The sequence below is a fragment of the Alkalimonas mucilaginosa genome (assembly GCF_036327005.1).
Lineage (GTDB): Bacteria > Pseudomonadota > Gammaproteobacteria > Enterobacterales > Alteromonadaceae > Alkalimonas > Alkalimonas mucilaginosa.
This window is the reverse complement of the sequence record NZ_JAUGZK010000006.1, coordinates 196,797-221,104: the sequence shown is the minus strand read 5'-3', so window position 1 is coordinate 221,104 and position 24,308 is coordinate 196,797. Positions and strand designations below refer to the sequence as shown.

General features: G+C 50.7%; 27 protein-coding genes. 21 read left to right on the top strand and 6 right to left on the bottom strand.

Going from position 1 to position 24,308, the window contains the following annotated elements:
• Window positions 1–138: 138 nt before the first annotated feature.
• From QWF21_RS10510 to QWF21_RS10500, 3 genes are all read right to left on the bottom strand, one after another.
• Window positions 139–1,758: a DUF3300 domain-containing protein gene (locus QWF21_RS10510; RefSeq protein ID WP_330088003.1), complete on the bottom strand. Its 1,620-nt coding sequence runs from the start codon at window positions 1,756–1,758 to the stop codon at window positions 139–141.
• Window positions 1,759–1,909: 151 nt separating this feature from the next.
• Entirely contained in the window at window positions 1,910–3,616 is a 1,707-nt protein-coding gene (locus QWF21_RS10505) for a lysophospholipid acyltransferase family protein (protein ID WP_330088002.1), read from the bottom strand.
• Between the two features lie 85 nt (window positions 3,617–3,701).
• On the bottom strand, window positions 3,702–4,502 hold the full coding sequence (locus tag QWF21_RS10500; protein ID WP_330088001.1) for a UDP-2,3-diacylglucosamine diphosphatase: 801 nt from the start codon (window positions 4,500–4,502) through the stop codon (window positions 3,702–3,704).
• 99 nt (window positions 4,503–4,601) lie between these two features.
• On the opposite strand from QWF21_RS10500, the gene QWF21_RS10495 reads away from it, so the two are divergent.
• On the top strand, window positions 4,602–5,522 hold the full coding sequence (locus tag QWF21_RS10495; protein WP_330088000.1) for a 2-hydroxyacid dehydrogenase: 921 nt from the start codon (window positions 4,602–4,604) through the stop codon (window positions 5,520–5,522).
• A 314-nt stretch (window positions 5,523–5,836) separates the two neighbouring features.
• On the opposite strand, the gene smrA is transcribed toward QWF21_RS10495, so the two are convergent.
• Together smrA and QWF21_RS10485 are read right to left on the bottom strand one after the other, a co-directional pair.
• Window positions 5,837–6,418: a DNA endonuclease SmrA gene (gene smrA, locus QWF21_RS10490; protein WP_330087999.1), complete on the bottom strand. Its 582-nt coding sequence runs from the start codon at window positions 6,416–6,418 to the stop codon at window positions 5,837–5,839.
• 59 nt (window positions 6,419–6,477) lie between these two features.
• Window positions 6,478–6,813, bottom strand: a complete 336-nt coding sequence (locus QWF21_RS10485; RefSeq protein ID WP_330087998.1) for a hypothetical protein — start codon at window positions 6,811–6,813, stop codon at window positions 6,478–6,480.
• Window positions 6,814–7,008: 195 nt separating this feature from the next.
• Here QWF21_RS10485 and QWF21_RS10480 point away from each other — a divergent pair, with 195 nt between their 5' ends.
• The 3 genes from QWF21_RS10480 to QWF21_RS10470 all read left to right on the top strand — a co-directional run bounded on the left by QWF21_RS10480 (window position 7,009) and on the right by QWF21_RS10470 (window position 8,301).
• A complete protein-coding gene (locus tag QWF21_RS10480) occupies window positions 7,009–7,392 on the top strand; it encodes a hypothetical protein (RefSeq protein WP_330087997.1) in 384 nt (127 codons plus the stop codon).
• 117 nt (window positions 7,393–7,509) lie between these two features.
• Window positions 7,510–7,881: a response regulator gene (locus QWF21_RS10475; RefSeq protein ID WP_330087996.1), complete on the top strand. Its 372-nt coding sequence runs from the start codon at window positions 7,510–7,512 to the stop codon at window positions 7,879–7,881.
• A gap of 126 nt (window positions 7,882–8,007) precedes the next feature.
• Window positions 8,008–8,301 carry an ArsR/SmtB family transcription factor gene (locus QWF21_RS10470; RefSeq protein WP_330087995.1) on the top strand — a complete coding sequence of 98 codons (294 nt, stop codon included), beginning with the start codon at window positions 8,008–8,010 and terminating at the stop codon, window positions 8,299–8,301.
• A gap of 73 nt (window positions 8,302–8,374) precedes the next feature.
• On the opposite strand, the gene rpsT is transcribed toward QWF21_RS10470, so the two are convergent.
• Window positions 8,375–8,644 (bottom strand): 30S ribosomal protein S20, encoded by a 270-nt coding sequence (gene rpsT / locus QWF21_RS10465; RefSeq protein WP_091344958.1) that lies wholly within the window; start codon window positions 8,642–8,644, stop codon window positions 8,375–8,377.
• 211 nt (window positions 8,645–8,855) lie between these two features.
• On the opposite strand from rpsT, the gene murJ reads away from it, so the two are divergent.
• The 17 genes from murJ (at window position 8,856) to QWF21_RS10380 (ending at window position 24,304) form a co-directional block, all read left to right on the top strand.
• Window positions 8,856–10,424: a murein biosynthesis integral membrane protein MurJ gene (gene murJ / locus QWF21_RS10460; protein WP_330087994.1), complete on the top strand. Its 1,569-nt coding sequence runs from the start codon at window positions 8,856–8,858 to the stop codon at window positions 10,422–10,424.
• A gap of 74 nt (window positions 10,425–10,498) precedes the next feature.
• Window positions 10,499–11,452, top strand: a complete 954-nt coding sequence (gene ribF, locus QWF21_RS10455) for a bifunctional riboflavin kinase/FAD synthetase (protein WP_330087993.1) — start codon at window positions 10,499–10,501, stop codon at window positions 11,450–11,452.
• A 20-nt stretch (window positions 11,453–11,472) separates the two neighbouring features.
• Window positions 11,473–14,304 (top strand): isoleucine--tRNA ligase, encoded by a 2,832-nt coding sequence (ileS, locus tag QWF21_RS10450; protein ID WP_330087992.1) that lies wholly within the window; start codon window positions 11,473–11,475, stop codon window positions 14,302–14,304.
• Entirely contained in the window at window positions 14,304–14,810 is a 507-nt protein-coding gene (gene lspA, locus QWF21_RS10445) for a signal peptidase II (protein WP_407935283.1), read from the top strand. Before ileS ends, lspA begins: the two co-directional genes overlap by 1 nt.
• The gene (gene fkpB, locus QWF21_RS10440) at window positions 14,788–15,240 is read left to right on the top strand and encodes an FKBP-type peptidyl-prolyl cis-trans isomerase (RefSeq protein WP_330087991.1); all 453 of its coding nucleotides are present in this window, start codon (window positions 14,788–14,790) and stop codon (window positions 15,238–15,240) included. The genes lspA and fkpB overlap by 23 nt, the downstream gene beginning before the upstream one ends.
• Entirely contained in the window at window positions 15,240–16,169 is a 930-nt protein-coding gene (ispH, locus tag QWF21_RS10435) for a 4-hydroxy-3-methylbut-2-enyl diphosphate reductase (protein ID WP_330087990.1), read from the top strand. Before fkpB ends, ispH begins: the two co-directional genes overlap by 1 nt.
• A 191-nt stretch (window positions 16,170–16,360) precedes the next feature.
• Window positions 16,361–16,768 (top strand): type IV pilin protein, encoded by a 408-nt coding sequence (locus QWF21_RS10430; protein WP_330087989.1) that lies wholly within the window; start codon window positions 16,361–16,363, stop codon window positions 16,766–16,768.
• Window positions 16,743–17,207: a GspH/FimT family pseudopilin gene (locus tag QWF21_RS10425; protein WP_330088014.1), complete on the top strand. Its 465-nt coding sequence runs from the start codon at window positions 16,743–16,745 to the stop codon at window positions 17,205–17,207. The genes QWF21_RS10430 and QWF21_RS10425 overlap by 26 nt, the downstream gene beginning before the upstream one ends.
• An 8-nt stretch (window positions 17,208–17,215) precedes the next feature.
• A complete protein-coding gene (locus tag QWF21_RS10420) occupies window positions 17,216–17,674 on the top strand; it encodes a prepilin-type cleavage/methylation domain-containing protein (RefSeq protein WP_330087988.1) in 459 nt (152 codons plus the stop codon).
• Entirely contained in the window at window positions 17,671–18,219 is a 549-nt protein-coding gene (locus QWF21_RS10415) for a PilW family protein (protein ID WP_330087987.1), read from the top strand. The genes QWF21_RS10420 and QWF21_RS10415 overlap by 4 nt, the downstream gene beginning before the upstream one ends.
• Before the next feature lie 11 nt (window positions 18,220–18,230).
• A complete protein-coding gene (locus QWF21_RS10410; RefSeq protein WP_330087986.1) occupies window positions 18,231–19,976 on the top strand; it encodes a DUF7305 domain-containing protein in 1,746 nt (581 codons plus the stop codon).
• A gap of 50 nt (window positions 19,977–20,026) precedes the next feature.
• A complete protein-coding gene (locus QWF21_RS10405) occupies window positions 20,027–21,070 on the top strand; it encodes a sensor histidine kinase (protein WP_330087985.1) in 1,044 nt (347 codons plus the stop codon).
• Window positions 21,067–21,777 (top strand): LytR/AlgR family response regulator transcription factor, encoded by a 711-nt coding sequence (locus QWF21_RS10400; RefSeq protein ID WP_330087984.1) that lies wholly within the window; start codon window positions 21,067–21,069, stop codon window positions 21,775–21,777. The genes QWF21_RS10405 and QWF21_RS10400 overlap by 4 nt, the downstream gene beginning before the upstream one ends.
• 99 nt (window positions 21,778–21,876) lie before the next feature.
• Window positions 21,877–22,449: a GspH/FimT family pseudopilin gene (locus QWF21_RS10395; protein WP_330087983.1), complete on the top strand. Its 573-nt coding sequence runs from the start codon at window positions 21,877–21,879 to the stop codon at window positions 22,447–22,449.
• A 10-nt stretch (window positions 22,450–22,459) separates the two neighbouring features.
• Window positions 22,460–22,870: a type IV pilus modification protein PilV gene (gene pilV / locus QWF21_RS10390; protein WP_330087982.1), complete on the top strand. Its 411-nt coding sequence runs from the start codon at window positions 22,460–22,462 to the stop codon at window positions 22,868–22,870.
• On the top strand, window positions 22,867–23,787 hold the full coding sequence (locus QWF21_RS10385; protein ID WP_330087981.1) for a PilW family protein: 921 nt from the start codon (window positions 22,867–22,869) through the stop codon (window positions 23,785–23,787). Before pilV ends, QWF21_RS10385 begins: the two co-directional genes overlap by 4 nt.
• 4 nt (window positions 23,788–23,791) lie before the next feature.
• Window positions 23,792–24,304, top strand: a complete 513-nt coding sequence (locus QWF21_RS10380; RefSeq protein WP_330087980.1) for a pilus assembly PilX family protein — start codon at window positions 23,792–23,794, stop codon at window positions 24,302–24,304.
• Window positions 24,305–24,308 lie beyond the last annotated feature (4 nt).

Below are 24,308 nucleotides of genomic sequence, written 5' to 3'. Positions count from 1 at the left end.
CTATTTACCAAATGACAGCGTTGTCAAGTGATAAAGTTATGATAAAGGGATAAGTTATTGAAATAGCTCTATAAAAATTTACGATCAACTGACGGGAAAGTTTACAGTGCCAGGCTGTACTGGCACTGTAAATTGAGCTCAATCCAGCTGTCGTTGCCGACGCTCGCTACTACGGCTGCTGCGCTCAGCAGCTTGCGGCCGTGGGCTGGCTGAGCGATCAACCCGGTGCGGCCGTTGTGCTGGGGCTGTGCTGTGAGCCCGATTAGGCGTAGTTGGCTGCGACTGTATCCGGCTTGGTGCACTGGGCTGTGACTGAGCCGGACTCTGGCTGCGAATCGTCTCCGGGCGAGGTGTTCTTTGCTGTGGTTGAGTGCTTTGGCGGATGGGCTCCGGTTGTGGCAGAGTACGTTGTTCTATTTGACGGTGAGGCCGGACAGCAGGGGTGCTTACCTGAGCGGGTTGCTGCAGGGTAGGCTGACGGCTTGGTAGGGCGTTGTTTTGCTGAACCTCACGCGTGCCCCGATATTCTGCAGAGCGCTGCCGCTGTTCACGAGCTGGAGTGGCCGCAGCACTGTCTGTGTTCTGACGGCGCACTTGTCGCTCAGTGAGCTGTTGCTGTCGTTGGTTCAGGTGAGCGGAACGCTCCGTAGTCGTTTGCTGGCGCTGCTGCAGCTGTTCCCTGCGTTGCTGCAGATTGCTGTCATGACGAGGTGATACTGCATCTGCCCGCAGGTTAGTACGCTGTTCAGTACGAGCTGAGTGATTGTACTCCTGGCGTTGCCCCCGCTCTGCTCTTAGAGCACTTCGCTCATGCTGACGGTAACTGGTGTTGTAATCACCACTCGGTTGTGCACGCGGGCGGCGCCACTCGCGGGCCGGACCACGTTCTTCCCGGGTATAGCTTCTGGGGCGAGGGTCGTACTGACGGCTCAGGGCTTCACGACGATAGACCACACCACGGCGATGCACCGGATTGTGTTGCCAGCGCTTGCCATGGTGCACATGCACCACCCGGGTCGGGTAATAGCGTGGTGGATGATAAAAATGATGATGGTTCACGATCACATGGCGATGGTGCCAGTGAAAACCGCTGAAGTAAAAGCGCGGCGTGACCCGGTAATAAGGCCCCCAATAGAAAGCACTGTGGGTATAGTAAGCGCCTGGATAATGCCAGTAGTAAGGCTGATGATGCGGCCACCACCAATCCCCATAGACCACCCGGGTGTTGTAATAGGGGACATAGACCACTTCACGCTGACGCGGCTCGATAATGATCACATCCTGCTCACGTTGCACCACAATGTGTTCGACTTCCTCAAAGGCGCCATGGGCGTAGGCGCGTTCACGCAGCTGCTGTATGCTCTGCATCACCCAGGTTTCATCGGTTAAAAAAGCTTCGCCTAATTGCTCCAGCCAATCAAGATCGTCGCTCATGCGCTCCAACAAATCCGGAAATGCCACCAGGGCTTTGACACTGGGATCCCAGGGTTGCTGCTCGACTTGCTGCAAGGCGGTTTCTGCATCCAGTTCCGGATGCTGCGCAACCCAGCGGGCGGCCTGTACCACTTCCAGCGGGTAGGTAGAGGCAATCAGCACATGGCTGAGGATGCTGTCCGGATACAGAGCTATCGGTGCCAGCACCTGATCCAGTTGCGCCTGCTCAAAGGACTCATCCTGAGCGCTGGCTGGCAGACTTAACAGCAAAGCACAAAGTGCCAGCGGTAGCCACCGTTTAAAGGTATGGACTAAGTCAGACATGGGTGTCCTCCTGTACTCGCCATTGCCAGCGGGAATTGAACACGGCAAGCGATCAGTGCAGCGTGAAAGAGTCACGCATTTGACTAATTTATAGACGGTACAAGCTTAACTTAACCTGAATTGGCGCACTCTGCCAGTGAACTGGCCGCCATCACCCCATATAGCGTTGTTTCTTATGGGCTTTAATTTTTGTGATATCGACCAGCACCAGGCCATCCATGCAGTCGGAAAAATCCGGATCCAGACCGAAACTTAAAAAGTAAGCACCGCCGGCGTCACAGATCTCACTGTATTGCTTGTACAGGGTGGGGATGTTGAGCCCCATATTGGCCAGCAAATGCTTCAGTTGGCTGAAATCAGCGGCATAGTCGTTGCCACAAAACTGTTGGCGCAACTCTGGCAGCAGTTGTTCATTCAGTACATAAGGATGGCGCGATACGGCAGGAGATGCCGGGTGCTGAAAGTAGAGATTGTAAAAATACACCATCAGATCGCGCGCGGCCTGCGGGTAGCTGTTGGATAAACTGACGGCGCCGTACAGATAACGAATATCCGGCCGCTGTTTCAGGTAGGCGCCGATGCCATACCAGAGATAATCCAGGCTGCGTTTACCCCAATACTTGGGCTGCACAAAGCTCCGGCCCAGCTCCAGCCCTGCAGCCAGGTAGGGCTGCATGCCGCTGGACATTTGAAACAGCGCATCGCAGTACAAGCCCGCCTGCCCGTGCTTAGCAATAACCGCCGCTGTATCGGCAAAACGATAGCTGCCAACGATATCCAGCTCTTTTGGATCCCACAGAATTAAATGCTGATACCAGCTATCGAAGGGATCGATATCGCGCCGCTTGCCACTGCCTTCACCAACAGCCCGAAAAGCCACTTCACGTAAACGACCAATTTCACGCAATATGGGGGAGCTGCCCTGATGCTGATACAAATAGATTTGCTTGTTATCGGCGGTTTCGCCCAATAGCTGGCACGCTTCCACCGCCTTTTTCAACACTTTACGATCTTCTGGCAAGGCAATGCCGCTTTGGGTTTTAAACAGCGGGGCTTTATCGGTGCCAATTCGATACAAGTGCTTTTTAAATAACTTGGCTCTGGCTTGAGGCTCCAGCGCCAGGCTGGAGAAGCTTTCAAACGGAATCAGTTCACCGATACGAATTTGCAACTGCTTCTGGCGTTGGCGAAACATTTCACGGACCAGCAGCATGGTAGCCAGTGGTTTGTACAACATGGAAGCCAGATAAAACTGCCAGGAATTGCGCCCCTGCAGATGAATCGGCAGTACCGGTGCCTTGGCCTGGGTAGCAAAGCGAAGAAAGCCATGGTGCCAGCGACCATCGCGAATACCATTGGGCTTTAGCCGGGATACCTCACCGGCTGGAAAAATAATCAAGGCGCCTTCTTGCTGCAAATGCTGTGCGATGTTATCCAGCAGCTCACGGCGGGTTTGACCTTGCATGGCATCAACTGGAAATAGTAAGGAGTGCAAGGGAGGCAAGGTCATCAGCATTTGGTTGGCGACAATTTTTACATCGGGTCGGATTTCGCTGATCAGTTTGATCAGTGCCAGCCCATCCAGCGAACCAATCGGATGATTGGCAATGATGACTACCCGACCATCGCTTGGGATCCGCTCCAGCTCTTGCTCACGCACTGTGGTTTGAAACTGAAAATACTCCAGCACTTGCTCGACAAAATCCAGCCCTTGCAGATGGGGATAGGTCTTTGCAAACTGCATGAAATCCTTTTCATGCAGTAGTTGGCGGAGTAGCCAGGTGGTGATTTTTTTCAATCGTGGCTTGTGATCAAGCTGTGGTGCTTGTTGTTGCAGCATCTGCTCAACATTCAACATGGAACTGCTCCCAACCGGTTTGGCTGTCTCAGGCTAACGCAGCGGTATGGCAGTTTGATGGCGATTTTATGACCTTTCTGTGACCTCAGGCGACTTTGGATAAGGTGGTCATATTTGCCTTGACTGGCTTTGGCCAGACGGACAACTGTTGGCAAGTTTCAGCGCAATGATAAAGCGCCAGGCTGCCATCTCTGGTTTCCACCAAAGCCGTACAACTATCAATCCAGTCACCATCGTTGCAGTAGAGAATTCCATCTTGCAGGGTAATTTCCGGGTGATGAATATGGCCGCAGACAATACCATCGTAACCACCGCGCTTGGCACGTTGCACGGCGGCATCCCGGTAGCGGGCTATGGCCTGACGAGCGCCGGGGACTTTGCTTTTAATGTAGGCTGACAAGCTGAAATAGGGCTGGCCTAAGGTGCGGCGAAAGCGTTGATTCCAGCGGTTTAGGAACAGCAATAAATCGTACAGATGATCGCCCAGCCGGCGATGCCAATGCGCCAGTTGCACATGCTTGTCAAATTCATCGCCGTGCAGCAGCAACAAACGCTGACCTGAGTGGGTAATATGCTGGCTGCGTAATTGCACCTGAATGGCGCCGAAGTTCTTACCGGCGTAGAGCCGAAAAGCTTCGTCGTGATTGCCAGGCACATAAATAATCTCAGTGCCTTGCTCTGCCATTTTCAGCAGTTGCCGTACCACCTGGTTTTGCTGAACTTTCCAGAACACCTGGCGCTGCATGGCCCATAAATCGACAATATCCCCCAGCAGGTAGATTTTGTCGACCTGACAATGTTTCAGGAAATTCAGCAGATAGCCTGCCTGACAGTTTTTACAGCCCAAATGAATATCGGATAAAAACAAGGTTCGGCAGTTCAGCATCGGTAGGCACCATGGTATCTTAACGATGTGGTCAGCTTGCCGATGCATTGCGTCAGTCGGGTGACAATGCCCTGAAACTTTTATGACAGTGAGCTTTATATGTCGATAGCTTTGGTGATCCCGGACCGGGATTTGAGCCGTTTGGTTGCAGCCCTTCAGCAACACTTACCTGAGGTCGTCATTGAGCAATGGCCGAACATTAACCAGCCAGAGCAGGTTGAGTTTGCCGTGGTGTGGAAACAACCTGCCGGAAGCTTGCAGCAGTTTCCTGCTTTAAAAGCGATTCAAAGCTATGGGGCGGGTGTGGACTCCATTTTGCGTGATCCACATTTGCCAGCTTTACCGCTAAGTCGTATTGTGGATCCAAAGCTGGCGATGGCAATGATCCGTTATTTGGACGCTGTGCTTCGTAGCTATCAGCTCCGGCTGGATCAATTTGCCCGTCAGCAGCAGCTGGCGCAATGGCGACCGCGGGGACCTCGTCCGATCAACCACATTTGTGTGCTTGGCTTAGGGGAGCTAGGACAGGCGGTTGCTGCTCATTTTGTTGACGAAGGGTTCAGCGTAACTGGCTGGTCCAGAAGCTTAAAGCAATTAGCTGGTGTGCAGTGCTTTGCTGGAACGGATGGTTTTCCGGCAGCTGTTGCCGCTGCGGATCTGGTGATCTGTTTATTGCCACTGACTTCGTTGACCGAAGCCTTGCTGAATGAGCAGCAGTTCGCCCTATTCAAAAAAGGGGCTATTCTGATCAATGTTGCTCGCGGAGCTATTGTCGATGATCGTGCTTTGTTAGCCGCGCTTGACAGTGAACAGTTACAGGCTGCTTGCCTGGATGTATTCAGTCAGGAGCCTTTGCCTGCTGCGCACCCTTTCTGGTCGCACCCTAAAGTCACCGTTACTCCGCATATTTCTGCTGTGACGAATATAGACACTGCCGTCAATCAAATTGTTGAAAATTACCGTCGTAGTCAGGCTGGCACGCCATTGTTGCATCAGGTCGATAGTGACAAAGAGTATTGATTGTGAAAAGCACTGTATAAATACACACTTGTTGTAAATAAACTACAAGTTGTCTACACTAGTTGGCAGCTTAACCAGTTAAGCTAACTTGCTCACAACAATAAAAAATTAAGCGCTGAGGTAATTTTTATGAGTAAAGCGTCCAGTCGTGGTTTTGGCTTTACCGCAATTGTCATAGTTGTTTGCCTGATGGCACTATCAGCATTTTTGACAAAAGCCGAAGCCTGTAGCTTCCTTTTTTGAAGCCAGGAATGGATGGTTAAGGATGATCAAAAAACCCCGATTTTTCGGGGTTTTCCTTTTAATTCAATTGGTTAAAATCGTTTGCTGTGGCGCTCTCTGTTGTCACGCTTTTGCTGTTGGTTCTTTTGCAACAGCACATAGCTGGCGGCATAACCACCATGATGGCGTTGTGCCGTGTGGCAGGCCAGCACTTCCGGGATTTGGCTGAGCCATTTGGCACAATAACTTTTTAAAATGGCTGGATGGGGCTTGCTGTTGCGGCCTATCCCATGATGGATCAGTAACGTCCGAATACCGCGTTGATGGCAATCCTGGATAAAATCGAATAATTGTTTGCGGGCGAGTTGTAAATTTTTCCCCAGTAAGTTCAGAGTAGCATCCAACTGATATTTACCAAGGCGCAGGTTGCGGTAGACACCTTCCTGCACACCATCTTTTTTGTAGGCAATCAAATCGTCCGGTTTAAGCAGATCCACATACTCCATGCTGAGGTAATTGGGATCAAACTCCATGTCTTGCTCTGCAGCTTCACGCCGAGCCAGTTGCGCCAGCGTAGGTTGGAACTCTCCAGCCTCAGGCGCCATTTCATTATGCTGTAAAGGCCGGACATCGGCCATTTCTTTCAGAAAATCATTCAATTCATCTGTCGACACAGCTCAACCTGATCATCCAGTTACTGATAGGCTAATTATACGCTGTTCGGTAGCTGACGTCATGCGGCTGTCGCTGCAGCTGAACTGGCCGGGCTATTCACTGTCGGCGTTGGCTCAGTGGTCACGACCGTTTCAACATCAGGCTCAGCGGCCAAAAGCTGGTTGGTTTTGTGGCGTTGCCAGGCGAACAAACCGAGGTAATAAGCATTGATCAGCAGCACCAGTAAATTTGAGATCACACCTTGTGGGATAGCGATAAATAAGTAGTAAATAAACATCAGCGCACAGCCAATTAAAGTGGCTAACCGGAGCCAGAACACATCTTTAATAAAAAAGGCACCAATGCAGATAGCCAGACCAACCCAGCTAATGACATCGTATACGGCTGCTTCCATTAGTTCCCCCTGAAAAAGCTATGCGAATGGCGCGCATTATCTGAGCAGAATACAATTGCATCAACTGAGTAATTTTGTATGATTCAACTTAGTTTTTCTAATGGTTTGGTTTGAGCTTGGGGGCAAGTGGCATGGCTGGTAATATTTCTAAGGCGAGCTATGCTTAAGGTTGTTTTGTAGTCACTGAGGTGGCGGATGGTACCGAATAAACTCTATGAGTTGTTGCCTTATGTTTATGTGTTTTCTGGTGCCGTGATCATAGCGTTGCTGCCAGGTGTTGCTGTGCTTACCACTTTGTCAGGCATACTGCTGTTGATGACCGGAGGCTTGGTCTGGGTGCTGCGCTCCGAGCACCGTCGGCGTGATTTGGATACTGCGACCGTATCAGCTGGTATGCTTCCTTTTTGGCTGTATGAGCTGCTGCCTTTTCTTTACATCAGTACGGCACTGCTGCTGTTTGCTTGGACCAGCGACCCCTATTTCTATCCTTCAATGGTTATTTTTCTGGTGGTTGGTCACCAGCTATGGTTATTACGTGGCTTGCAACGTCATCATCAAAAGCCACCACGGTTCGCCTGAATATTAAATGCTGCAGGATGGCTTGGCCCTATGGTTTGTTTTTGTTAGTATGTACTGACATGGAGTGGTATTGGGCACGCAGGTTTTTGTGTTCAGGATGGAAAGGAATGCTGGCAAATGACAAAATCAATGTTGCGTGTGTTGATTGTGGATGATGTAGCTGCTGTTCGTAGCTACTTAAAACAAATTTTGTTTGCCGTTGGCGTTTCTGATGTAGTGGAAGCAGCTGATGGTGCTGAAGCCACATCACTGTACCACCAGTTGCAGCCTCAGCTGATCTTTATGGACATACAGCTGCCTGATATTAATGGCAAAGAGCTACTGCGTCAGTTTAAATCCATCAATCAAAGCAGTCAGATTGTGATGATATCGGCATTTTCCAGTGTTGATAATTTACGGGCCAGTATCGCAGCTGGTGCCCATGCTTTCGTGGTAAAGCCATTTTCTGCCAAGCGCATAATGCATCTTGTGCAATCTTATCTAAATTAAAAATTTACACTTATCGTATTTTTTATGCATACTATGGCCTTTTATGTAAAGCGTCGGGCGAATCACTTGTGAATTTTCTGTCGACAGGTGATAATAAGCCGTCTAGACATTTAGGTGTAAAAGAATATGAACCTACAAGAAATGCGTAAAAACTCTGCCAAGGCAGCCAAACTCTTAAAGGCAATCTCCAACGAGCGCCGTTTGCTTATTCTCTGTTATTTGCTGGAAGGGGAAATGTCTGTCGGTGAGATGAATGAGCGCTTAGAGCTTAGCCAATCGGCCTTATCGCAGCATCTCGCTCTGTTACGACGTCATCAGTTGGTCAAAACCCGCAAAGAAGCACAAACCGTATTTTACCGCATTGAAAGCGATGAGGTAAAAGCCGTAATGAAAGTGCTGCACGATCTTTATTGCGCCTGATAACCAGCAGGCGATACAGATTTACAGATACAAAAAAACCGGCTATAAAGCCGGTTTTTTGTGTCTGGCACAATTAAGCAGCAGACAAACCCTTGATATGGGCATTCAGGCGCGACTTATGGCGAGCTGCTTTGTTCTTATGGATCAGACCTTTGTCTGCCATACGATCCAAAACTGGCACCATTTTCTTAAACGCATCCTGAGCAGCGGTGGCATCACTTACCAGCACAGCCGCATAGGTTTTTTTGATAAAAGTACGCATCATTGAACGCTGGCTGGCATTATGCTTACGGCGTTTTTCAGACTGAATTGCGCGCTTCTTAGCAGACTTGATGTTAGCCAAGGTAACACTCCTAAAACTAGATAAACCGGACTCTTTAAAGGCCGCATAATATGCCTACTTTACCAGCGCTTGTCAAATGGTTTATCAGTGCTTCGCTGGGGTTATTGCAACTAAACTGCAGCAGTTACTGAATTTAGTACTGGTATTTGCGGGTAGCTACAGGTGAAAATAGCCGGCAGCAATTATAAACCCCTGAAACAGAGGATAGCCGGTGGCTGAAAAGTTATTAAAATCAGGCATTATTGTTAGCAGCATGACGCTGATTTCCCGTGTGCTGGGTTTGCTGCGCGATGTGGTGATTGCAGCTTTTGTTGGGGCAGGGGCTGCTGCTGATGCCTTTTTCTTTGCCAACCGAATTCCCAACTTTTTACGCCGCTTGTTTGCTGAGGGCGCTTTTGCCCAGGCTTTTGTACCTGTACTCAGTGAAGTTAAAGAAAAGCACGGCGATGATGCGGTGCGGGCACTGATAGCCAAAGCCGCTGGTACTTTGGGCGTTGTGGTGACTCTGGTTACCTTGTTTGGTGTTTTGGCATCGCCTTTGGTAGCTATGTTGTTTGGTATGGGGTGGTTTATTGAGTGGCTGCAAGGTGGGCCGGATGCAGAGCGCTTTGAGTTGGCCAGCCTGATGCTTAAAATAACTTTCCCTTACTTATTCTTTGTCAGCCTGGTGGCCCTTTCCGGTGCCATTCTCAATACCTACAACAAATTTGCCGTTGCCGCTTTTACCCCGGTATTTTTAAATATTGCCATCATTGTTGCTGCGGTTTTTGTTGCCGATCATTTTGATGAACCAGCTCTGGCTTTGGCGTGGGGGGTGTTTTTTGGTGGTTTGTTGCAGTTGTTGTTCCAACTGCCTTTTCTGGCTCGCGCTGGTCTGTTGGTGCGGCCACGTTGGGGCTGGCATGATCCTGGCGTTGTAAAAATACGGACTTTAATGCTCCCTGCAATGTTTGGGGTATCCGTCAGCCAAATCAATCTTTTACTGGATACAGTGATCGCTTCTTTTTTACTGACAGGTGCAGTCAGTTGGCTGTATTACTCCGATCGGTTGCTGGAGTTTCCGCTGGGCTTGTTCGGTATTGCTATTGCAACAGTGATCCTGCCCACTTTATCGCGTATGCATGCCAAAGCCAGCCAGAATGAGTTTCGTGCGACCCTGGACTGGGCAGTGCGCTTTATTGCCCTGTTTGGTTTGCCGGCAATGGCAGCTTTGATGGTTCTTGGCAAACCCATCATTGCTGTGCTCTTTATGCGCGGTGAGTTCAGTGCCTTGGATGTAGACCGGGTGTCGTACAGTTTATTTGCCTACGCCTGTGGTTTATTTAGTTTTATGCTGATCAAAGTCTTGGCTCCGGCTTATTATGCCCGTCAGGATATGAAAACACCGGTGCGTATTGGCATTATTGCGATGGTGTCCAATATGGGACTGAATTTACTATTGGCACCATTTCTTAGTTATGTTGGTCTGGCACTTGCCACGGCACTATCGGCCAGTTTGAATGCTTTCTTACTTTATCGTGGCCTGAAAGCTATAGATGTTTATCGGGTTTCTACCTACAGTGTAGGGTTTCTGTGCCGGGTGTTGCTGGCCAGTCTGGGGATGGCCGCGGTGCTTTGGTGGTGGTTGCCGGAAATGACCTATTGGTATCAGGAAAGTATGGGCTGGCAACTAAGTCAGCTGCTGCTTGGCTGTATGCTTGGTGCTGTCACATACTTTGGCTTGTTGTTTGCGTTTGGTGGCAGGCCAGGTCATATCCGTCGACAACGTCATACAGGATGAAAAGCCTCGCATTAGCAGGTATAATCGCCTGCTGATTGCACTTGGGTGCGGCTTAGAGTGGTGTTAAGGCAGGCATGGAGTTTATTCGCGGTTTACATAACATCAAGGCGGAACATCGTGGCTGCGTGCTGACCATTGGTAATTTTGATGGGGTGCATTTAGGCCATCAGGCCGTGCTGGCTCAATTGATGCAGGTGGCGAGGCAGCGTCAACTGCCATCCTGCGTGATGGTCTTTGAGCCTCAACCACTGGAGTTATTTGCACCCGACCAGGCACCAGCCAGGCTGAGCCGTCTGCGGGAGAAATACCTTGGCCTTGCCAGGCTTGGTATTGACCGGTTGCTCTGCGTTAATTTTAACCGGCGCTTTGCTGATTTGGCGCCTGATTATTTTGTCGAGCAATTGTTGTTGCAACAGTTAGGCGTACAGCATTTGATCGTCGGCGATGATTTTTGTTTTGGAAAGAACCGTGCCGGTAATTACGCACTGTTGCAACAGGAAGCGGCGCGCTTCCAGTTTGGCCTGACCCCAACCGCTAGCCTGAAACAGCAGACGCAACGCATTAGTAGCACAGCCATCCGTCAGGCACTGGCGGTTGACGACTTGTTATTAGCAGAAGCCATGCTGGGACGACCGTTTTCATTAATGGGGAAGGTTCGTCATGGCCGACAGCTGGGGCGGCAGTTGGGTTTCCCTACCGCCAACGTCTGGTTGTATCGAAAAAAGCTGCCGGTGCATGGTGTCTATGCGATAGAGGCTATCACAGATTTCGGGTGCTATCGGGGTGTGGCCAACATAGGTTCACGACCAACAGTATCGGGTAAAACTGAGCAGCTGGAAGCTCACCTTTTTGATTTTAAAGGTGATTTGTACGGTAGCCAAATTGAAGTTTTGTTACGGCAGAAACTGCGTAACGAGCAGAGCTTTGCCAGTGTTGCAGCACTGCAGCAACAAATTCAGCGGGACGCCGAAGCGGCCCGCGCCTATTTTCAGTCGTCAGCCTCTGAGCAGGTTGAAGCCAATCAATAACGATGACGGACGAATAACGGATGAGTGACTACAAGCATACCCTGAACCTGCCTGAAACCGAGTTTGCTATGCGCGGTAATTTGGCGCAGCGTGAGCCAGCCATGCTGGCTGAGTGGCAACGAGATGGGCTTTACCAGCAAATTCGTGCCGCCAAACAGGGCAAGCCACAGTTTATTTTGCACGATGGTCCGCCCTATGCTAACGGCAACATTCATATTGGTCATGCCGTTAATAAAATTCTGAAAGACATGATCATCAAGGCTAAAACCCTGTCGGATTTTGATGCGCCCTATATTCCCGGTTGGGATTGTCATGGCCTGCCAATTGAGTTGGTAGTAGAAAAAAAATACGGCAAACCGGGGGTGAAGCTAAGCGATGCCGAGTTCCGGCAAAAATGCCGCGAGTATGCTGCGTCGCAAATTGAAGCGCAGAAAGTCGACTTTGTCCGCCTGGGCGTGTTGGCCGACTGGGACAATCCCTACCGGACCATGGATTATGATTTTGAAGCCAATATTATCCGGTCACTGAGCAAAATCATCGACAATGGCCATTTGCAGCAAGGCTTTAAACCGGTGCACTGGTGTACCGATTGTGGCTCAGCATTGGCTGAAGCTGAAGTTGAGTATCAGGACAAAACCTCCCCTGCTATTGATGTGCGTTTTAAGCTGGTAGACGAAGCCGTGGTGGATCGCTTTGATCACCCTGAAGATCACCGCGGCCAAGGCCCGGTTTCAGTGGTGATCTGGACCACGACTCCCTGGACCATCCCGGCCAACCGGGCTGTTGCTGTACATGCAGATCTGGATTACAGCCTGATCCAGGTGGAGCAGGGCGAGCATGGCCCGGAGCGCTTAATCGTTGCGACCGATCTGGTGACGGATGTGATGGCGCGCGCTGGCATTGAGCATTACCATGCGCTTGGCTTTTGCAAAGGCAAGCAACTGGAGTTGGTGGCATTAAAGCATCCGCTGTACGATTTTGAAGTGCCGGTGATTTTGGGTGAGCACGTGACCACTGACTCGGGTACCGGTTGTGTCCATACCGCACCAGGCCACGGTCAGGAAGACTTCGTGGTCGGCCAAAAATATGGTTTGGAAGTCGCGAACCCTGTGGGTGCCAATGGCGTCTATTTACCCGATACGCCGCTTTTTGCCGGTCAACATGTCTTTAAAGCCAACGATTCGGTGGTCGAAGCGCTCAAAGAGCGCCAGGCTCTATTGGTACACAAAGCCTACCAGCACAGTTACCCGCATTGCTGGCGCCACAAAACACCGATAATTTTCCGTGCTACTCCGCAGTGGTTTATCAGCATGGAGCAACAAGGCTTACGAGCCACCTCGTTGCAGGAAATTGCCAACACCCAATGGGTACCCGACTGGGGCCAAAGCCGTATTGAGAAAATGGTGGCCGGGCGGCCAGACTGGTGTATTTCGCGTCAGCGTACCTGGGGTGTGCCTATTGCACTCTTTGTTGATAAAGACACCGGGGCCTTGCATCCGAATACCCCAGCACTGATGGAGCAGGTGGCAGAAAAAGTGGAGCAGCAGGGCATTCAGGCCTGGTTCGATTTAGAGCCGGAGGAACTGCTGAGTGCCGAAGATGCCAGCCGCTATGTCAAAGTGAAAGATACATTGGATGTCTGGTTTGACTCGGGCGTGACCCATGCCTGTGTGGTCGATGCCAGAGCCGAGTTTCAGGGCGCAACCCAGGCTGATTTGTACCTGGAAGGTTCCGATCAACACCGGGGCTGGTTTATGTCGTCCTTGATGACCGGCGTTGGTATTAAAAACCATGCGCCATACAAACAAGTGCTGACCCATGGTTTTACCGTCGATGCCCAGGGCCGGAAAATGTCCAAATCGCTTGGCAATGTGGTGTCACCGCAGCAGGTAATGAACAAGCTGGGTGCAGATATCCTACGGCTTTGGGTGGCGACCACCGATTACACCTCGGAAATGACGGTATCGGATGAAATCCTGAACCGGGCGGCCGATAAATACCGCCGGATCCGCAATACCGCCCGTTTCTTACTGGCCAACCTGAATGGGTTTGATCCTGCCACCGATCAGTTGCCGTTTAATGAGCTGGTTGAGCTGGATTTGTGGATGGTAAGCCGGGCGGCTCAGCTACAAGCGGAAATCATTGAGGCTTACGACAATTACCAGTTCCATCAGGTCAGTCAGAAGCTGATGAATTTCTGTACCATTGAACTGGGCAGTTTTTATCTGGATGTGATTAAAGACCGTCAGTACACAGCCAAAGCCGATAGCCAGGCCAGACGCTCCTGCCAAACGGCGATGTACCACATTGTGCAGGCACTGGTACGCTGGATGGCGCCTATTATGAGCTTCACGGCGCAGGAAATCTGGCAGCAACTGCCGGCTCAGCCAGAGCCTTATGTGCTGATGGATGTCTGGTATTCAGGCTTAGCACAAGTCCCTGCCGGTCGTTTTGACGATGCTTTCTGGCAACAACTGTTGTTGGTACGGGATGAAGTGAACCGGGTGCTGGAAAAAGCCCGTAAGCAGGAAAAGATTGGTGCATCGCTGCAAGCAGAAGTGACTTTATTTGCGACTGCTGAATTAGCCGCCCAGTTGCAACAGTTGCAGGATGAGTTGCGCTTCGTGTTAATCACCAGTACCGCTACGGTCAGCAGCGAAGCGGCACCGGTCGAAGCCGAAGCCACAGATATCGCAGGTTTAAAGGTGCTGGTACAGGCCAGCAGTGCAGTGAAATGCGAGCGCTGCTGGCATTATCGTCATGATGTGGGGGCGGATGCCGCTCACCCGACCATCTGTCTGCGCTGTGTTGACAACGTCAGTGGCGCCGGCGAGCAGAGGGAGTTTGCCTGATGCGGCTGTTTCAGCAAACCGGTTGGGCTTTCTGGTGGCTGGCACTGCTGGTGTTGGTGTTGGATCAGGTGACCAAGCAGTGGGTGCACCACAGCATGGCTTTGTACGACTCCATTCAGCTGTTGCCATTTTTTAATCTGACCTATGTGCGTAACCCCGGTGCTGCTTTTTCGTTTTTAAGCGATGCCGGTGGCTGGCAGCGCTGGTTTTTTACTGTGGTCGCAGTGGTAATTATTGCGGTGCTCAGTGTGTGGCTCAAACGGCTAAGTCCTAAGGCAACTAAATTAAGCATTGGCTTGTGTCTGATTATCGGCGGGGCCATTGGTAATTTGATTGACCGCTTGTGGCACGGTTATGTGATCGACTTTTTTCATCTGTATTATCAGAACTGGCATTACCCAGCCTTTAACATTGCCGACTCGGCCATCGTGATTGGCGCAGCTTTATTAATATGGGACAGTTTCAGCAATCAGGAGCAAGGCCATGACGACGCCAAACCCCGTTAAACAGCCAGTCAGTGCCGACAGTGCGGTGATTTTTCATGTCGATATTAAATTATCTGATGGCAGTGCTGCTGAAAGCACCCGGGTGCATAACAAGCCTGCCAGGATACGTATTGGCGATGGCAGTGTTTCGCCTGCTTTTGAGGCGCAGCTGCTGGGAAAAAGTGCCGGTGATAAGCTCACTTTCACGCTGGCACCTGAAGATGCCTATGGCCAACCGAATCCGGATAATATTTATTATCTGGATCGCAGCAAGTTCAACAGTGACAGTCCGGCCGAAGTAGGGATGATTATTGGTTTTACCATGCCGGATGGCTCCGAGCTGCCAGGCCTGATTCGTGAGGTCGCTGGTCAGTCGGTGACGGTCGATTTTAACCATCCGCTGGCAGGGCAAACCCTAACCTTCCAACTGGAAATTCTGGAGGTACAGTAATGGATATTTTACTGGCCAACCCGCGTGGTTTTTGTGCTGGGGTCGATCGTGCCATCAGTATTGTTGAGCGTGCGTTGGAGCTGTATGAGCATCCGATTTATGTCCGTCATGAAGTGGTGCACAACAAGTTTGTGGTCGATGGTTTGCGTCGCAGCGGCGCTGTCTTTGTCGATGAGTTGGACGAAGTGCCGGATGGCCAGATTGTGATTTTCAGTGCCCATGGTGTGTCGCAAGCGGTGCGTCAGCAAGCCAAAGAGCGTGGGTTGAAAGTCTTTGATGCCACTTGTCCACTGGTGACAAAGGTGCATATGGAAGTAACCCGGGCCAGCCGCAAAGGCATTGAGTGCATTCTTATTGGCCATGCCGGCCATCCGGAAGTGGAAGGCACTATGGGTCAGTACGACAATACGGCCGGTGGTATTTACCTGGTGGAGTCGGTCGAGGATGTGCAACAGTTGCAGGTAAAAAATCCGCAGCAGCTGTGCTTTAGTAGCCAAACCACGCTATCGGTAGATGATACCGCTGATGTGATTGAAGCCTTGCGTCAGCGTTTTCCTGACATTGAAGGCCCACGCAAAGACGATATCTGTTACGCCACTCAGAATCGTCAGGATGCGGTACGGGAACTAGCAGGAAAAGCTGAATTGCTGTTGGTGGTTGGCGCTAAAAATAGCAGCAACTCCAATCGCTTGCGTGAGCTGGCTGAGAAAATGGGCGCCAAAGCTTATCTGATTGATACTGCAGATGACATTCAGCAAAGCTGGCTGGATGGGATGGAGCGGGTCGCGGTGACGGCTGGCGCATCTGCCCCTGAGGTATTAGTACAACAAGTGGTAACCAAACTGCAAAGCTGGGGCGGTCGAACGGTGACCGAGCACCCGGGCCGGGAAGAGAATATTGTTTTTGCCATTCCAGCGGAGCTACGTTAGCTTTTAATTTTCCTCGCTGTAACTGATTCAGTTACAGCGAGTGGAAAATCTTCCATCTCCTAACAACTTATGGTACAAATAGCGAACAACCTGATGAAACCTAACAGGAACTGCCTTATCGGCTTTTTTAAAAGGTAAAAATGACAGCGTTGTCAATTGGCTAATTTAGCAAGTTGTTTTTAAGGATCTGTATGATACTGCAATGGCGCACTACTTGGTCTGTAGCAAACGAAAGACAAGGTTTTTCATTGTTGGAGTTGATGGTGGTAGTTGCCATTGTAGGTATTTTGGCGGCAATTGCTTATCCATCCTATCTGGATCATGTCAATACTGGCCGTCGTACGGATGCTCAGCGGTTGCTGCTGGAGCAGGTGAATACTCTGGAGCGCGCATACAGCCGTCAGGGCCGCTATCCTGAGCTGCTGACATTGCCCAGTCATCCCCATTACGAACTGACCTATCAAAGCGCCAACCCGACTGAGTACCTGTTGAGTGCTATTCCGCACTATACGGACAGCCGTTGCGGCACTTTAACCATCGATCAGTTTGGTGTTCGCACTGCTGCTACTGGTGATGCCATTTGTTGGAGAGATCAATAGCATGCAACAAGAGCGTGGTTTTAGCTTGATGGAGCTAATGATCGTATTGGCTATTGCTGCCATCTTAGCCGCAGTGGCTTTACCTTCTTTTGATAGCTGGCTGCAGCAAGAACGCCATACCCGTGCTGTCAATCAATTGCAGGCAATTTACCATTTTGCCCGCAGTGAGGCGGTGAAACGGGAGGCAAGTATTGCGGTAACAGCAACAGCAGCACAGGTGTCCGTTATTGCGTTGGAAGATGAACAGGTGCTGCGTCAGTTTGAACTGTCTTCCCGACTCAGTGTGTCGCTGATGGATGTGGAATTGTTGGCTACTGGTCAGGTGCCGGCATCGGCCCGGTGGCAGGTGCGTGATCCACGGGGTTATGCAACGGATCGTTGCCTGATCATCTTGCCAAGTGGTCAACTCACCGTCCAGGCTTCGAGTTGCGCTACTTAGGAGGCGATATGCAGCACAAATCAGTGCATGCTGGCTTTGGCTTGTTAGAAGCCATGATTGCTATTTTACTGGCGGCCATTGCTTTATTGGGGCTGGCTGCAGCACAGGCCAGAGCTTTGCAATTTGCCAGCAGCAGTTTGTACAGCACTATCGCCGTGATCCAGGCACAAAATGCCGTGGAGCGGATTTGGCCCTCACTCTGTGCACTGCAGCAAGGCAGCCCCTACGATGCCGCCTTTGTCGCCGCGCTTTTACCCCAGCCTGAGCAGGATCCAGAGCTTTATCAGTTGGAGTTACCAGACAGTGGCGCTTTCCATTTCACCACTGCACCGGATACCAGCCATGCAACGTCAGAGTATCTGGTGCGTATCCGCTGGCAAGACCGACGGATGCAGGATGGCCAGGCTAACGAGCTGGAGTTAGTAGCCAGCTTTCCCTGGTTGCGCAATGGTGGAGGTTGTGAATGATGAACTGTGCTATCCGGGGGATGACGCTGGTTGAGCTGATGGTTGCGCTGGTTTTATCCAGCACCTTGATGCTGGGGGTTGGAGGAGCTTACCTGGCAATAAATCAAACGGTGAGGGAAGTGCAAGACCTGGAGAATGCGCAGGAGGTGCTTCGAAGCAGCCAGTTATTACTGGGACGCAGCATTCGCAGTGCCGATGCGATTGCTGTTGTGGCTGCAGAGCTGCAAGTGCAGCGACTAAACCGGCAGGAGACCGACCTGGATTGTCTGGGAGCCCTGCAAACCACCGCCTTTACTGAGACTTATCGCTTTCATGGGGGGGAGCTGCAATGCCAAATCAATGGAGGAGACTGGGTCACTTTATTAACCGGGTTGCAGGCGTTGGATTTTACAGATCTGGGCGGCGATATGCTAAGGGTTCGGGTGGCTCCGGCTGGCTTACCGCCACATTTTCCAAGAGCGGATCTGAATAGCGATGGTGAGTTGTTGCCTTATGTGCGGTTGGATCTGGCGTTGAAAACCCGGATCCTGGTACGGGAAACCTGAAGGACATGCCGATGAACAACAAACAGCAACAGGGCGTGGCGCTGGTCTTTGTATTGATGCTGACGACCGTCGCCGGTCTGGTGGTATTTACCTCCCTGAACAGCTCTGCAACGCAGGAGCGGATGGCCGGTAACTTCCAAAAAAACCTGAATGCAGAGTGGCAGGCGGAGCGGGCAGTATTTGAAAGTTTTAACCGTTTGAATGCTCTGGTACGAGAAAACCCGCAGGCTTCTGAAGCAGAGTTGCTGTCGCTGGCAGGCTTTGACGCTTTGGCTGGCAGTGGCAACCGGCAGTACCGCAGCACTGCCGAGTGGCAGGATGACCGCTTGGCTGTTTCATCCGCAGGGCAGCGTTACAGCGATGCACTGGCGAGTCGGCAGGCCACCTTACGCTTGCTGACAGCATCTGGTGGCTCAGGCAGTTCCCCTTTCTTATCCGGTGTTATTGGCTGTGATGGTGTTGGGCTTAATGGCAGTGCTGATATCAGCAGTTACAGTTCAACCGGCGAGATGTTATCGGATCCCGTGGTGGTACAGACGGTGCGTGATGGGGCAGATATTGAGCTAACCGGTGCCAGTGAAATCAGTGGTGATGTGTTGTCAACCGGCAATATCCACCTGGGTACTTCAAAGCCGGTTGCTGGCCGTTTGCATGCCAATGGCAATATCAGGATCAGCTCCACGGCACTGATAACCGGGTCCGTTCAGGCTCTGGGGAATGTGATTTTAAGCAACAGTGCTGTGTTGCAGAGTGAACTGCATACCAATGGTGATATCCAGGTCAGCGGTTTTAGTAGCCTGCTGGGGGGCGTTCGCGGCCGTGGTGGCTTGACCGTCACTAATTTGAATATTAACGCAGCGCATGGTGATTTTACCACCATGCAAGCTATTAGCATGGAGCATTGGATTGGGGCAGCACTTAGTAATCAGGTTATTTCAGGTATGGCGGTGACGCCTGCCGCAGCTGGTCGCATTCATCCTGGCCTCTATGTCGAGCCAGTGCAGCCTTTGGAGGTTGATCAGCCGCATTCAGCAGCAGCGGAGGAGCGGTTGTGTGATCCCCTGAGTATCGTATCCCAGGTGCAGCTGTTGGATGAGCTTGTGTCCTCTGCGTTGCCGTCATTATCGATGACGAATGGCCATGATAGCTATCAATTTACCAGCAGCGAAGGCTTTGTTCAGGCAGGCAGCTTTGCGCTGAACCTGCAGCCTCAAATGGTCACCTTTCTGGAGCGTAGCCGTGCCATCTACGCTTTGGAATCCCTACACTTCGGGGCCAGTACCCGTTTACGTATTGATGGCAATATTACCTTGTATGTGCGTGGTGATGTACGTTTTAGTGGTGCATCGGTATTAAATATCACTGAAGGAAGCAGTTTAACCCTGATCGTTGCCGGACAGGTCGATATGGCGGCAGGGTTAAAAATTAAGGATGATGCAGGCCATACGCCGCAAGGCATCAATGCTGATGGTTATCCGGTACTTGCCATCTATTCTGGCTATCAATCTGGCGATAGTACTGACTATGGTGTGCGCTTTCATGGTGGCGTGCAAGATGCTTATGCGGCTATTTATGCGCCGGAGGCGCATGTGGAAGTAGGTGCGGCTTTGAGGCTTAGAGGCGCTTTTGTTGGTAAAACGATCCAACTAAGCGGGGATGGGCATCTGATCTTTGATCAGGCATTGGCACAGACTGAACCCGGCGGTGGCAGCTCTGAACCGATACCACCGCGCTTTGTGTTTGAGGGCTGGTTTTAACGCATCGACAGCGCTATAGTCAGAAGCAACTTTTTTGCTAGTGTGTTTCGATGAACCAAGCTGACTCTTTCTCCCATCCGCTATTGTTGCCGGCTTTTTGTCAAAACCGCGGTGTGCTGGCTGTGATGGTGTTATCACAAGCTGTGGCTATTTTGCTGGCCTTTGCGCCCGGGGCTCAGGGCGATGTCTGGCTTCGGCTTGGTGTGATCAGCTTATTTGTACACTGGACAACCTTACTTAGTATCACGCTGTTGTGCTATCTAAGGCCCAGGCTGGTGCGCTTTTCACCCCAGTTGCAAGGCGCTGTTGTTTTACTGACCCTGCTACTTTTTACATTGCTGATTAGTCTGTTGGCATGGATGTTTCTTGCCAACTTTGGTTGGCGTCCTCCTACTGGTGTTGCGTACTTTTTCTGGTCCAATTTGTTTGTGGCCATGATAGTTGGCTTGCTGGTGATACAGTTTTGTCTGCTGCATTTAGAGCGAAGTGTCCGTATCGCTGCTCAGTCCAGAGCGGAACTGGATGCTTTGCAAGCCAGGATCCGGCCACACTTTCTCTTTAACAGTTTAAATACCGCAGCCGAATTGATCCATCAGGATCCAAGCGCTGCTGAGCAGGCGCTGCTGGACTTATCGGCATTGTTTCGGGCCGCGATGCAAGCCGGAGGACAGGCATCACTGCGGGATGAAATCGCATTAGCACGGCAGTATTTGTCGTTGGAACAGTGGCGCCTGGGTGCACGCCTGCGGGTCGATTGGCAGTTGGGTGATGCGGTGCCCGAGGTGATGATGCCGGTACTGACGTTGCAGCCGCTATTGGAAAATGCCATTTATCATGGGATTGAACCCGATAAGCATGGTGGCCGCATCTGTATTGAGCTGGTACAAAGCAGACAGGCTGTGACCCTGCTCATTATCAATAGCCTGCCAGATACCAAACGCTCAGCTAAAGGCAATGGCATAGCACTGGATAATATACGCCAACGCCTGGCTCTGTTGTACCAGGACAGGGCACAACTGCATTGCAGCAGCAATGATGGGCATTTTCGGGTGAAGTTGGTATTGCCTTACTCTGAGCCGGAGACTCGGCCATGAAAGTGTTACTGGTTGATGATGAGCCCCTGGCCCGTTCACGTTTAAGGCGGTTATTGCTGGCTTATCCGGAATGGCAGGTGATTGCCGAAGCACAGCATGGGGCAGAGGCGCTGCAGCTGTGTCAGCAACACCAGCCTGATCTGGTGCTGCTGGATATTGAAATGCCTCAGTTAAATGGTCTGGAGGTGGCCAGGACCTTGTCTGAGTTGAGTATTCCGCCGGCTCTGGTCTTTGTAACAGCGCATCCACAGCATGCGCTGGATGCGCTGCAAGTCGCTGCTGCCGGTTATCTGGTGAAACCTATATCCGCAGAGTCGCTGGGGCAGGTACTGCAACGGTTGGCTAAACCAACCCGAGCTTTGTTGGAAGCGCAAAAAGAAAAGGTGATCCGCTATCAACTGGCTGGCAGCATCCGGCAGGTACCTATATCGGCCGTGCTGTATTTGATAGCTGAAGATAAGTATGTGCGCCTGGTTTCCACTGAAGGGGAAGCTTTGCTCGAACAGAGCCTAAAGCAACTGGAGCAACAATACCCGCAATTGTTGCGGATCCACCGCAAAGCACTGATCAATCGTGAGCATTTTATTGCCTTGCATCAAAGTACTCAGGGGTACCAGGTGGAACTAAGAGGCTGCTGTGAACGGTTGGATGTAAGCCGACGCGAAGTTAGCCGTTTAAAGCAATTGCTGCAGCATCGAACGCTCTGACCGTTTATCGGTAGGTCATGCCGTTTATCTGCTTTGGCTGGTAATTCACTGGCTGCGCATTACTCTTGTAGAATCTGAAATTATTATGTTGCACTCTATATGCCTGCTGTTGACCCTGGCAAAGAAACGGGATTTACACTGATAGAACTGATGGTGACTGTTGCTGTGTTAGCCGTAGTGCTTTTAGTGGCTGTTCCCTCTTTTGGTAACCTAATACTGTCAAACCGTCTTAACGCACAGGCAAATCAATTGCTGGCTGCTATCGAATACGCTAAAACGGAGGCGGTTAAAAATAATGCTAACGTTATCTTTTGTCACTCTTCGGATGGAACTAGTTGCAGCACAGCACCTGCTGAGGGGTGGCAAGGCTGGCTTGTTGGTATGGCAGCAGCAAACACTGGTGTAGAAGCAGGTAGTGTATTACGTAGTGGTTGGCTGGAATCCTCTCAACTGGTGATTAGGCCTAGTACAACACTAAATAGCACTGACCATCAAATCTTGGTAACGCCGCAAGGCTTACTGCGGACCAGCGAACGAATACCTTTGACTGCTGCGTTGAGAGTTTGTGCGCCTACAGCAACTGTTAAACCCAATGCTCGCAATCTTCGGATTCGATCTGGCGGTCAATTATCTGTTACTAGTGAACAGCATGAAGACTGTTTAGCATCTTAGGAAAAACATAATGAAATCCATGTCATCAGTGACGCAACAAAAAGGTGTTAGTTTACTCGAGGTCCTAATATCTGTGGTGGTGTTGGGAGTAGGTATTCTGGGGGTGGTAGGTTTGCAGTCTGTCAGTTTGCGCAGTACCAACACAGCTCATGAGCGGGCTATGGCGGTGATTCTGACCGAAACACTTTTTGAGGTAATGCGTTCAACGGGGTCAATAGGCAGAACCAATGCATTTGTGATGGATGACTGTGAGGGCGTTGGTGGTATTCCTGTCACCAAAAGTTGGCAGGACGATGTTAAACAAGTGACTGCTGAGTGTGCTGTTGTGGTTTGGAATGATGGTGTTTATACCGTAACCATCGATTGGACGGATCAGCGTTTAAATGCCAGCTCGATTGTTGTGATGGAGGCTCGTCCATGACAACAGGGGAAAAGAGCCATGGCTTTACCCTGGTTGAATTAATGATTGCGCTGGTGCTTGGCCTGGTATTGTTAGCTGGTGTAATCGGAGTTTTTCTTTCAAACCAGGCAACCAGTAGAGTAAATCACGAGTTAGCAACGCTACAAAGCAGTGCCAGACTGGCGTTTCAAATGATGTCACAAGATATTCGTAGTGCTGGTTTTGCTGGATGTAATAACTCTGGGCGCGTTGTCAGTATTATTACAGGTACACCTGACTGGTCTCAATGGCGTGGCGGGATCGAAGGTTTTGCCGCCGGTGTTCATGGTGATAGTGAGTCTTTACGACTGATGTATGGTGCTGGTGATACTGTCTCCGTCTTAAATCATGTTCCGCCGACATTGACTGTCAATAATAGCTCGGCGCTCAGGGTTGGAGATATTGCCATGTTATGTGACGATACTTTATCCAGTGTGTTCCAGGTGTCTGCCAGATCGGATACCTCGATCAACCATGCTGCAGCTGCCCCTCTGAATTGTGCAACAGATTTAGGTTTTGAGTTCCCTTTTGTATGTTCAAGCGCAAGACCCAGGATTTTCCCGGGGGGCTCTATGCTGATGCGTTTTGAATCCGTGCTTTGGCTGGTTGCACCAAGTACTGATAATCCGGATATTCACTCGTTGTATCGTGAAGTAGTGGTTGGAGGAAGTTTAGTTCGCGAAGAAGTACTCTTTGGTGTAGCTAATGTAAGCTTTGCCTACCAGGAGGGGGATTTACCCTTTGGACCCGTCGCGTTTTCGCCAGCTTTAAATATGGGTAATGTAGTGGGTGTTCAGGTTGAGCTGCTGATGGATCCAAGCGCCTTTGCTGCGGCTGATGTGCCAATAGATATGCGAACAATTCGATTTTTTGCCTCAATTCGGAACAGGTTAAGGTAGCGTGATGAGACAAATAAGCCGACAGTCCGGTGCTGTATTGGTTGTGGCATTGTTGTTATTGCTAGCCATCACTTTGGTATCTGTTGCCAGTATGCAGCGCTCGGTGTTGCAGGAACGGATGACAGCAAACATGTATGAGCGCCAGTTGGCTGTACAGCAGGTTGAAGCAGCTTTACGGTTTGCTGAAGATTGGATAGCTGATCAACTCCCCGATCCAAGGGGAAGTATTGCAGCAAACCTCTGGTTCTATGATCTACCTGAGCTTAATGCAATTGACCGCTGGCATGATCCCGTTACGCAATGGCGAACTGCCCCAACAATTAATGTGGATATGTCCGGTACTGCAGAATACTTTATTGAGTATCTGGGAGAGTGGCCATCTCCAGTTAATCCTGATTGCGCCAGTGCAACCACCATTGAGCCGGATTGTTTGTCGCCAACCTTTAGAATCACTGCCCGAAACATTGTTACACCTGGTACTCCAGAAGTGCTGATGCAAACTATCTGGCGTTTGTAAGGTT

Excerpts from the sequence above, each read along its gene's own strand:
- QWF21_RS10510 (WP_330088003.1), bottom strand. The coding sequence starts at position 1,758 with ATGTCTGACTTAGTCCATACCTTTAAACGGTGGCTACCGCTGGCACTT.
- QWF21_RS10505 (WP_330088002.1), bottom strand. The coding sequence starts at position 3,616 with ATGTTGAATGTTGAGCAGATGCTGCAACAACAAGCACCACAGCTTGAT.
- QWF21_RS10500 (WP_330088001.1), bottom strand. The coding sequence starts at position 4,502 with ATGCTGAACTGCCGAACCTTGTTTTTATCCGATATTCATTTGGGCTGT.
- QWF21_RS10495 (WP_330088000.1), top strand. The coding sequence starts at position 4,602 with ATGTCGATAGCTTTGGTGATCCCGGACCGGGATTTGAGCCGTTTGGTT.
- QWF21_RS10485 (WP_330087998.1), bottom strand. The coding sequence starts at position 6,813 with ATGGAAGCAGCCGTATACGATGTCATTAGCTGGGTTGGTCTGGCTATC.
- QWF21_RS10480 (WP_330087997.1), top strand. The coding sequence starts at position 7,009 with ATGGTACCGAATAAACTCTATGAGTTGTTGCCTTATGTTTATGTGTTT.
- QWF21_RS10475 (WP_330087996.1), top strand. The coding sequence starts at position 7,510 with ATGACAAAATCAATGTTGCGTGTGTTGATTGTGGATGATGTAGCTGCT.
- QWF21_RS10470 (WP_330087995.1), top strand. The coding sequence starts at position 8,008 with ATGAACCTACAAGAAATGCGTAAAAACTCTGCCAAGGCAGCCAAACTC.
- ribF (WP_330087993.1), top strand. The coding sequence starts at position 10,499 with ATGGAGTTTATTCGCGGTTTACATAACATCAAGGCGGAACATCGTGGC.
- ileS (WP_330087992.1), top strand. The coding sequence starts at position 11,473 with ATGAGTGACTACAAGCATACCCTGAACCTGCCTGAAACCGAGTTTGCT.
- lspA (WP_407935283.1), top strand. The coding sequence starts at position 14,304 with ATGCGGCTGTTTCAGCAAACCGGTTGGGCTTTCTGGTGGCTGGCACTG.
- fkpB (WP_330087991.1), top strand. The coding sequence starts at position 14,788 with ATGACGACGCCAAACCCCGTTAAACAGCCAGTCAGTGCCGACAGTGCG.
- ispH (WP_330087990.1), top strand. The coding sequence starts at position 15,240 with ATGGATATTTTACTGGCCAACCCGCGTGGTTTTTGTGCTGGGGTCGAT.
- QWF21_RS10430 (WP_330087989.1), top strand. The coding sequence starts at position 16,361 with ATGATACTGCAATGGCGCACTACTTGGTCTGTAGCAAACGAAAGACAA.
- QWF21_RS10425 (WP_330088014.1), top strand. The coding sequence starts at position 16,743 with ATGCCATTTGTTGGAGAGATCAATAGCATGCAACAAGAGCGTGGTTTT.
- QWF21_RS10420 (WP_330087988.1), top strand. The coding sequence starts at position 17,216 with ATGCAGCACAAATCAGTGCATGCTGGCTTTGGCTTGTTAGAAGCCATG.
- QWF21_RS10415 (WP_330087987.1), top strand. The coding sequence starts at position 17,671 with ATGATGAACTGTGCTATCCGGGGGATGACGCTGGTTGAGCTGATGGTT.
- QWF21_RS10410 (WP_330087986.1), top strand. The coding sequence starts at position 18,231 with ATGAACAACAAACAGCAACAGGGCGTGGCGCTGGTCTTTGTATTGATG.
- QWF21_RS10405 (WP_330087985.1), top strand. The coding sequence starts at position 20,027 with ATGAACCAAGCTGACTCTTTCTCCCATCCGCTATTGTTGCCGGCTTTT.
- QWF21_RS10400 (WP_330087984.1), top strand. The coding sequence starts at position 21,067 with ATGAAAGTGTTACTGGTTGATGATGAGCCCCTGGCCCGTTCACGTTTA.
- QWF21_RS10395 (WP_330087983.1), top strand. The coding sequence starts at position 21,877 with ATGCCTGCTGTTGACCCTGGCAAAGAAACGGGATTTACACTGATAGAA.
- pilV (WP_330087982.1), top strand. The coding sequence starts at position 22,460 with ATGAAATCCATGTCATCAGTGACGCAACAAAAAGGTGTTAGTTTACTC.
- QWF21_RS10385 (WP_330087981.1), top strand. The coding sequence starts at position 22,867 with ATGACAACAGGGGAAAAGAGCCATGGCTTTACCCTGGTTGAATTAATG.
- QWF21_RS10380 (WP_330087980.1), top strand. The coding sequence starts at position 23,792 with ATGAGACAAATAAGCCGACAGTCCGGTGCTGTATTGGTTGTGGCATTG.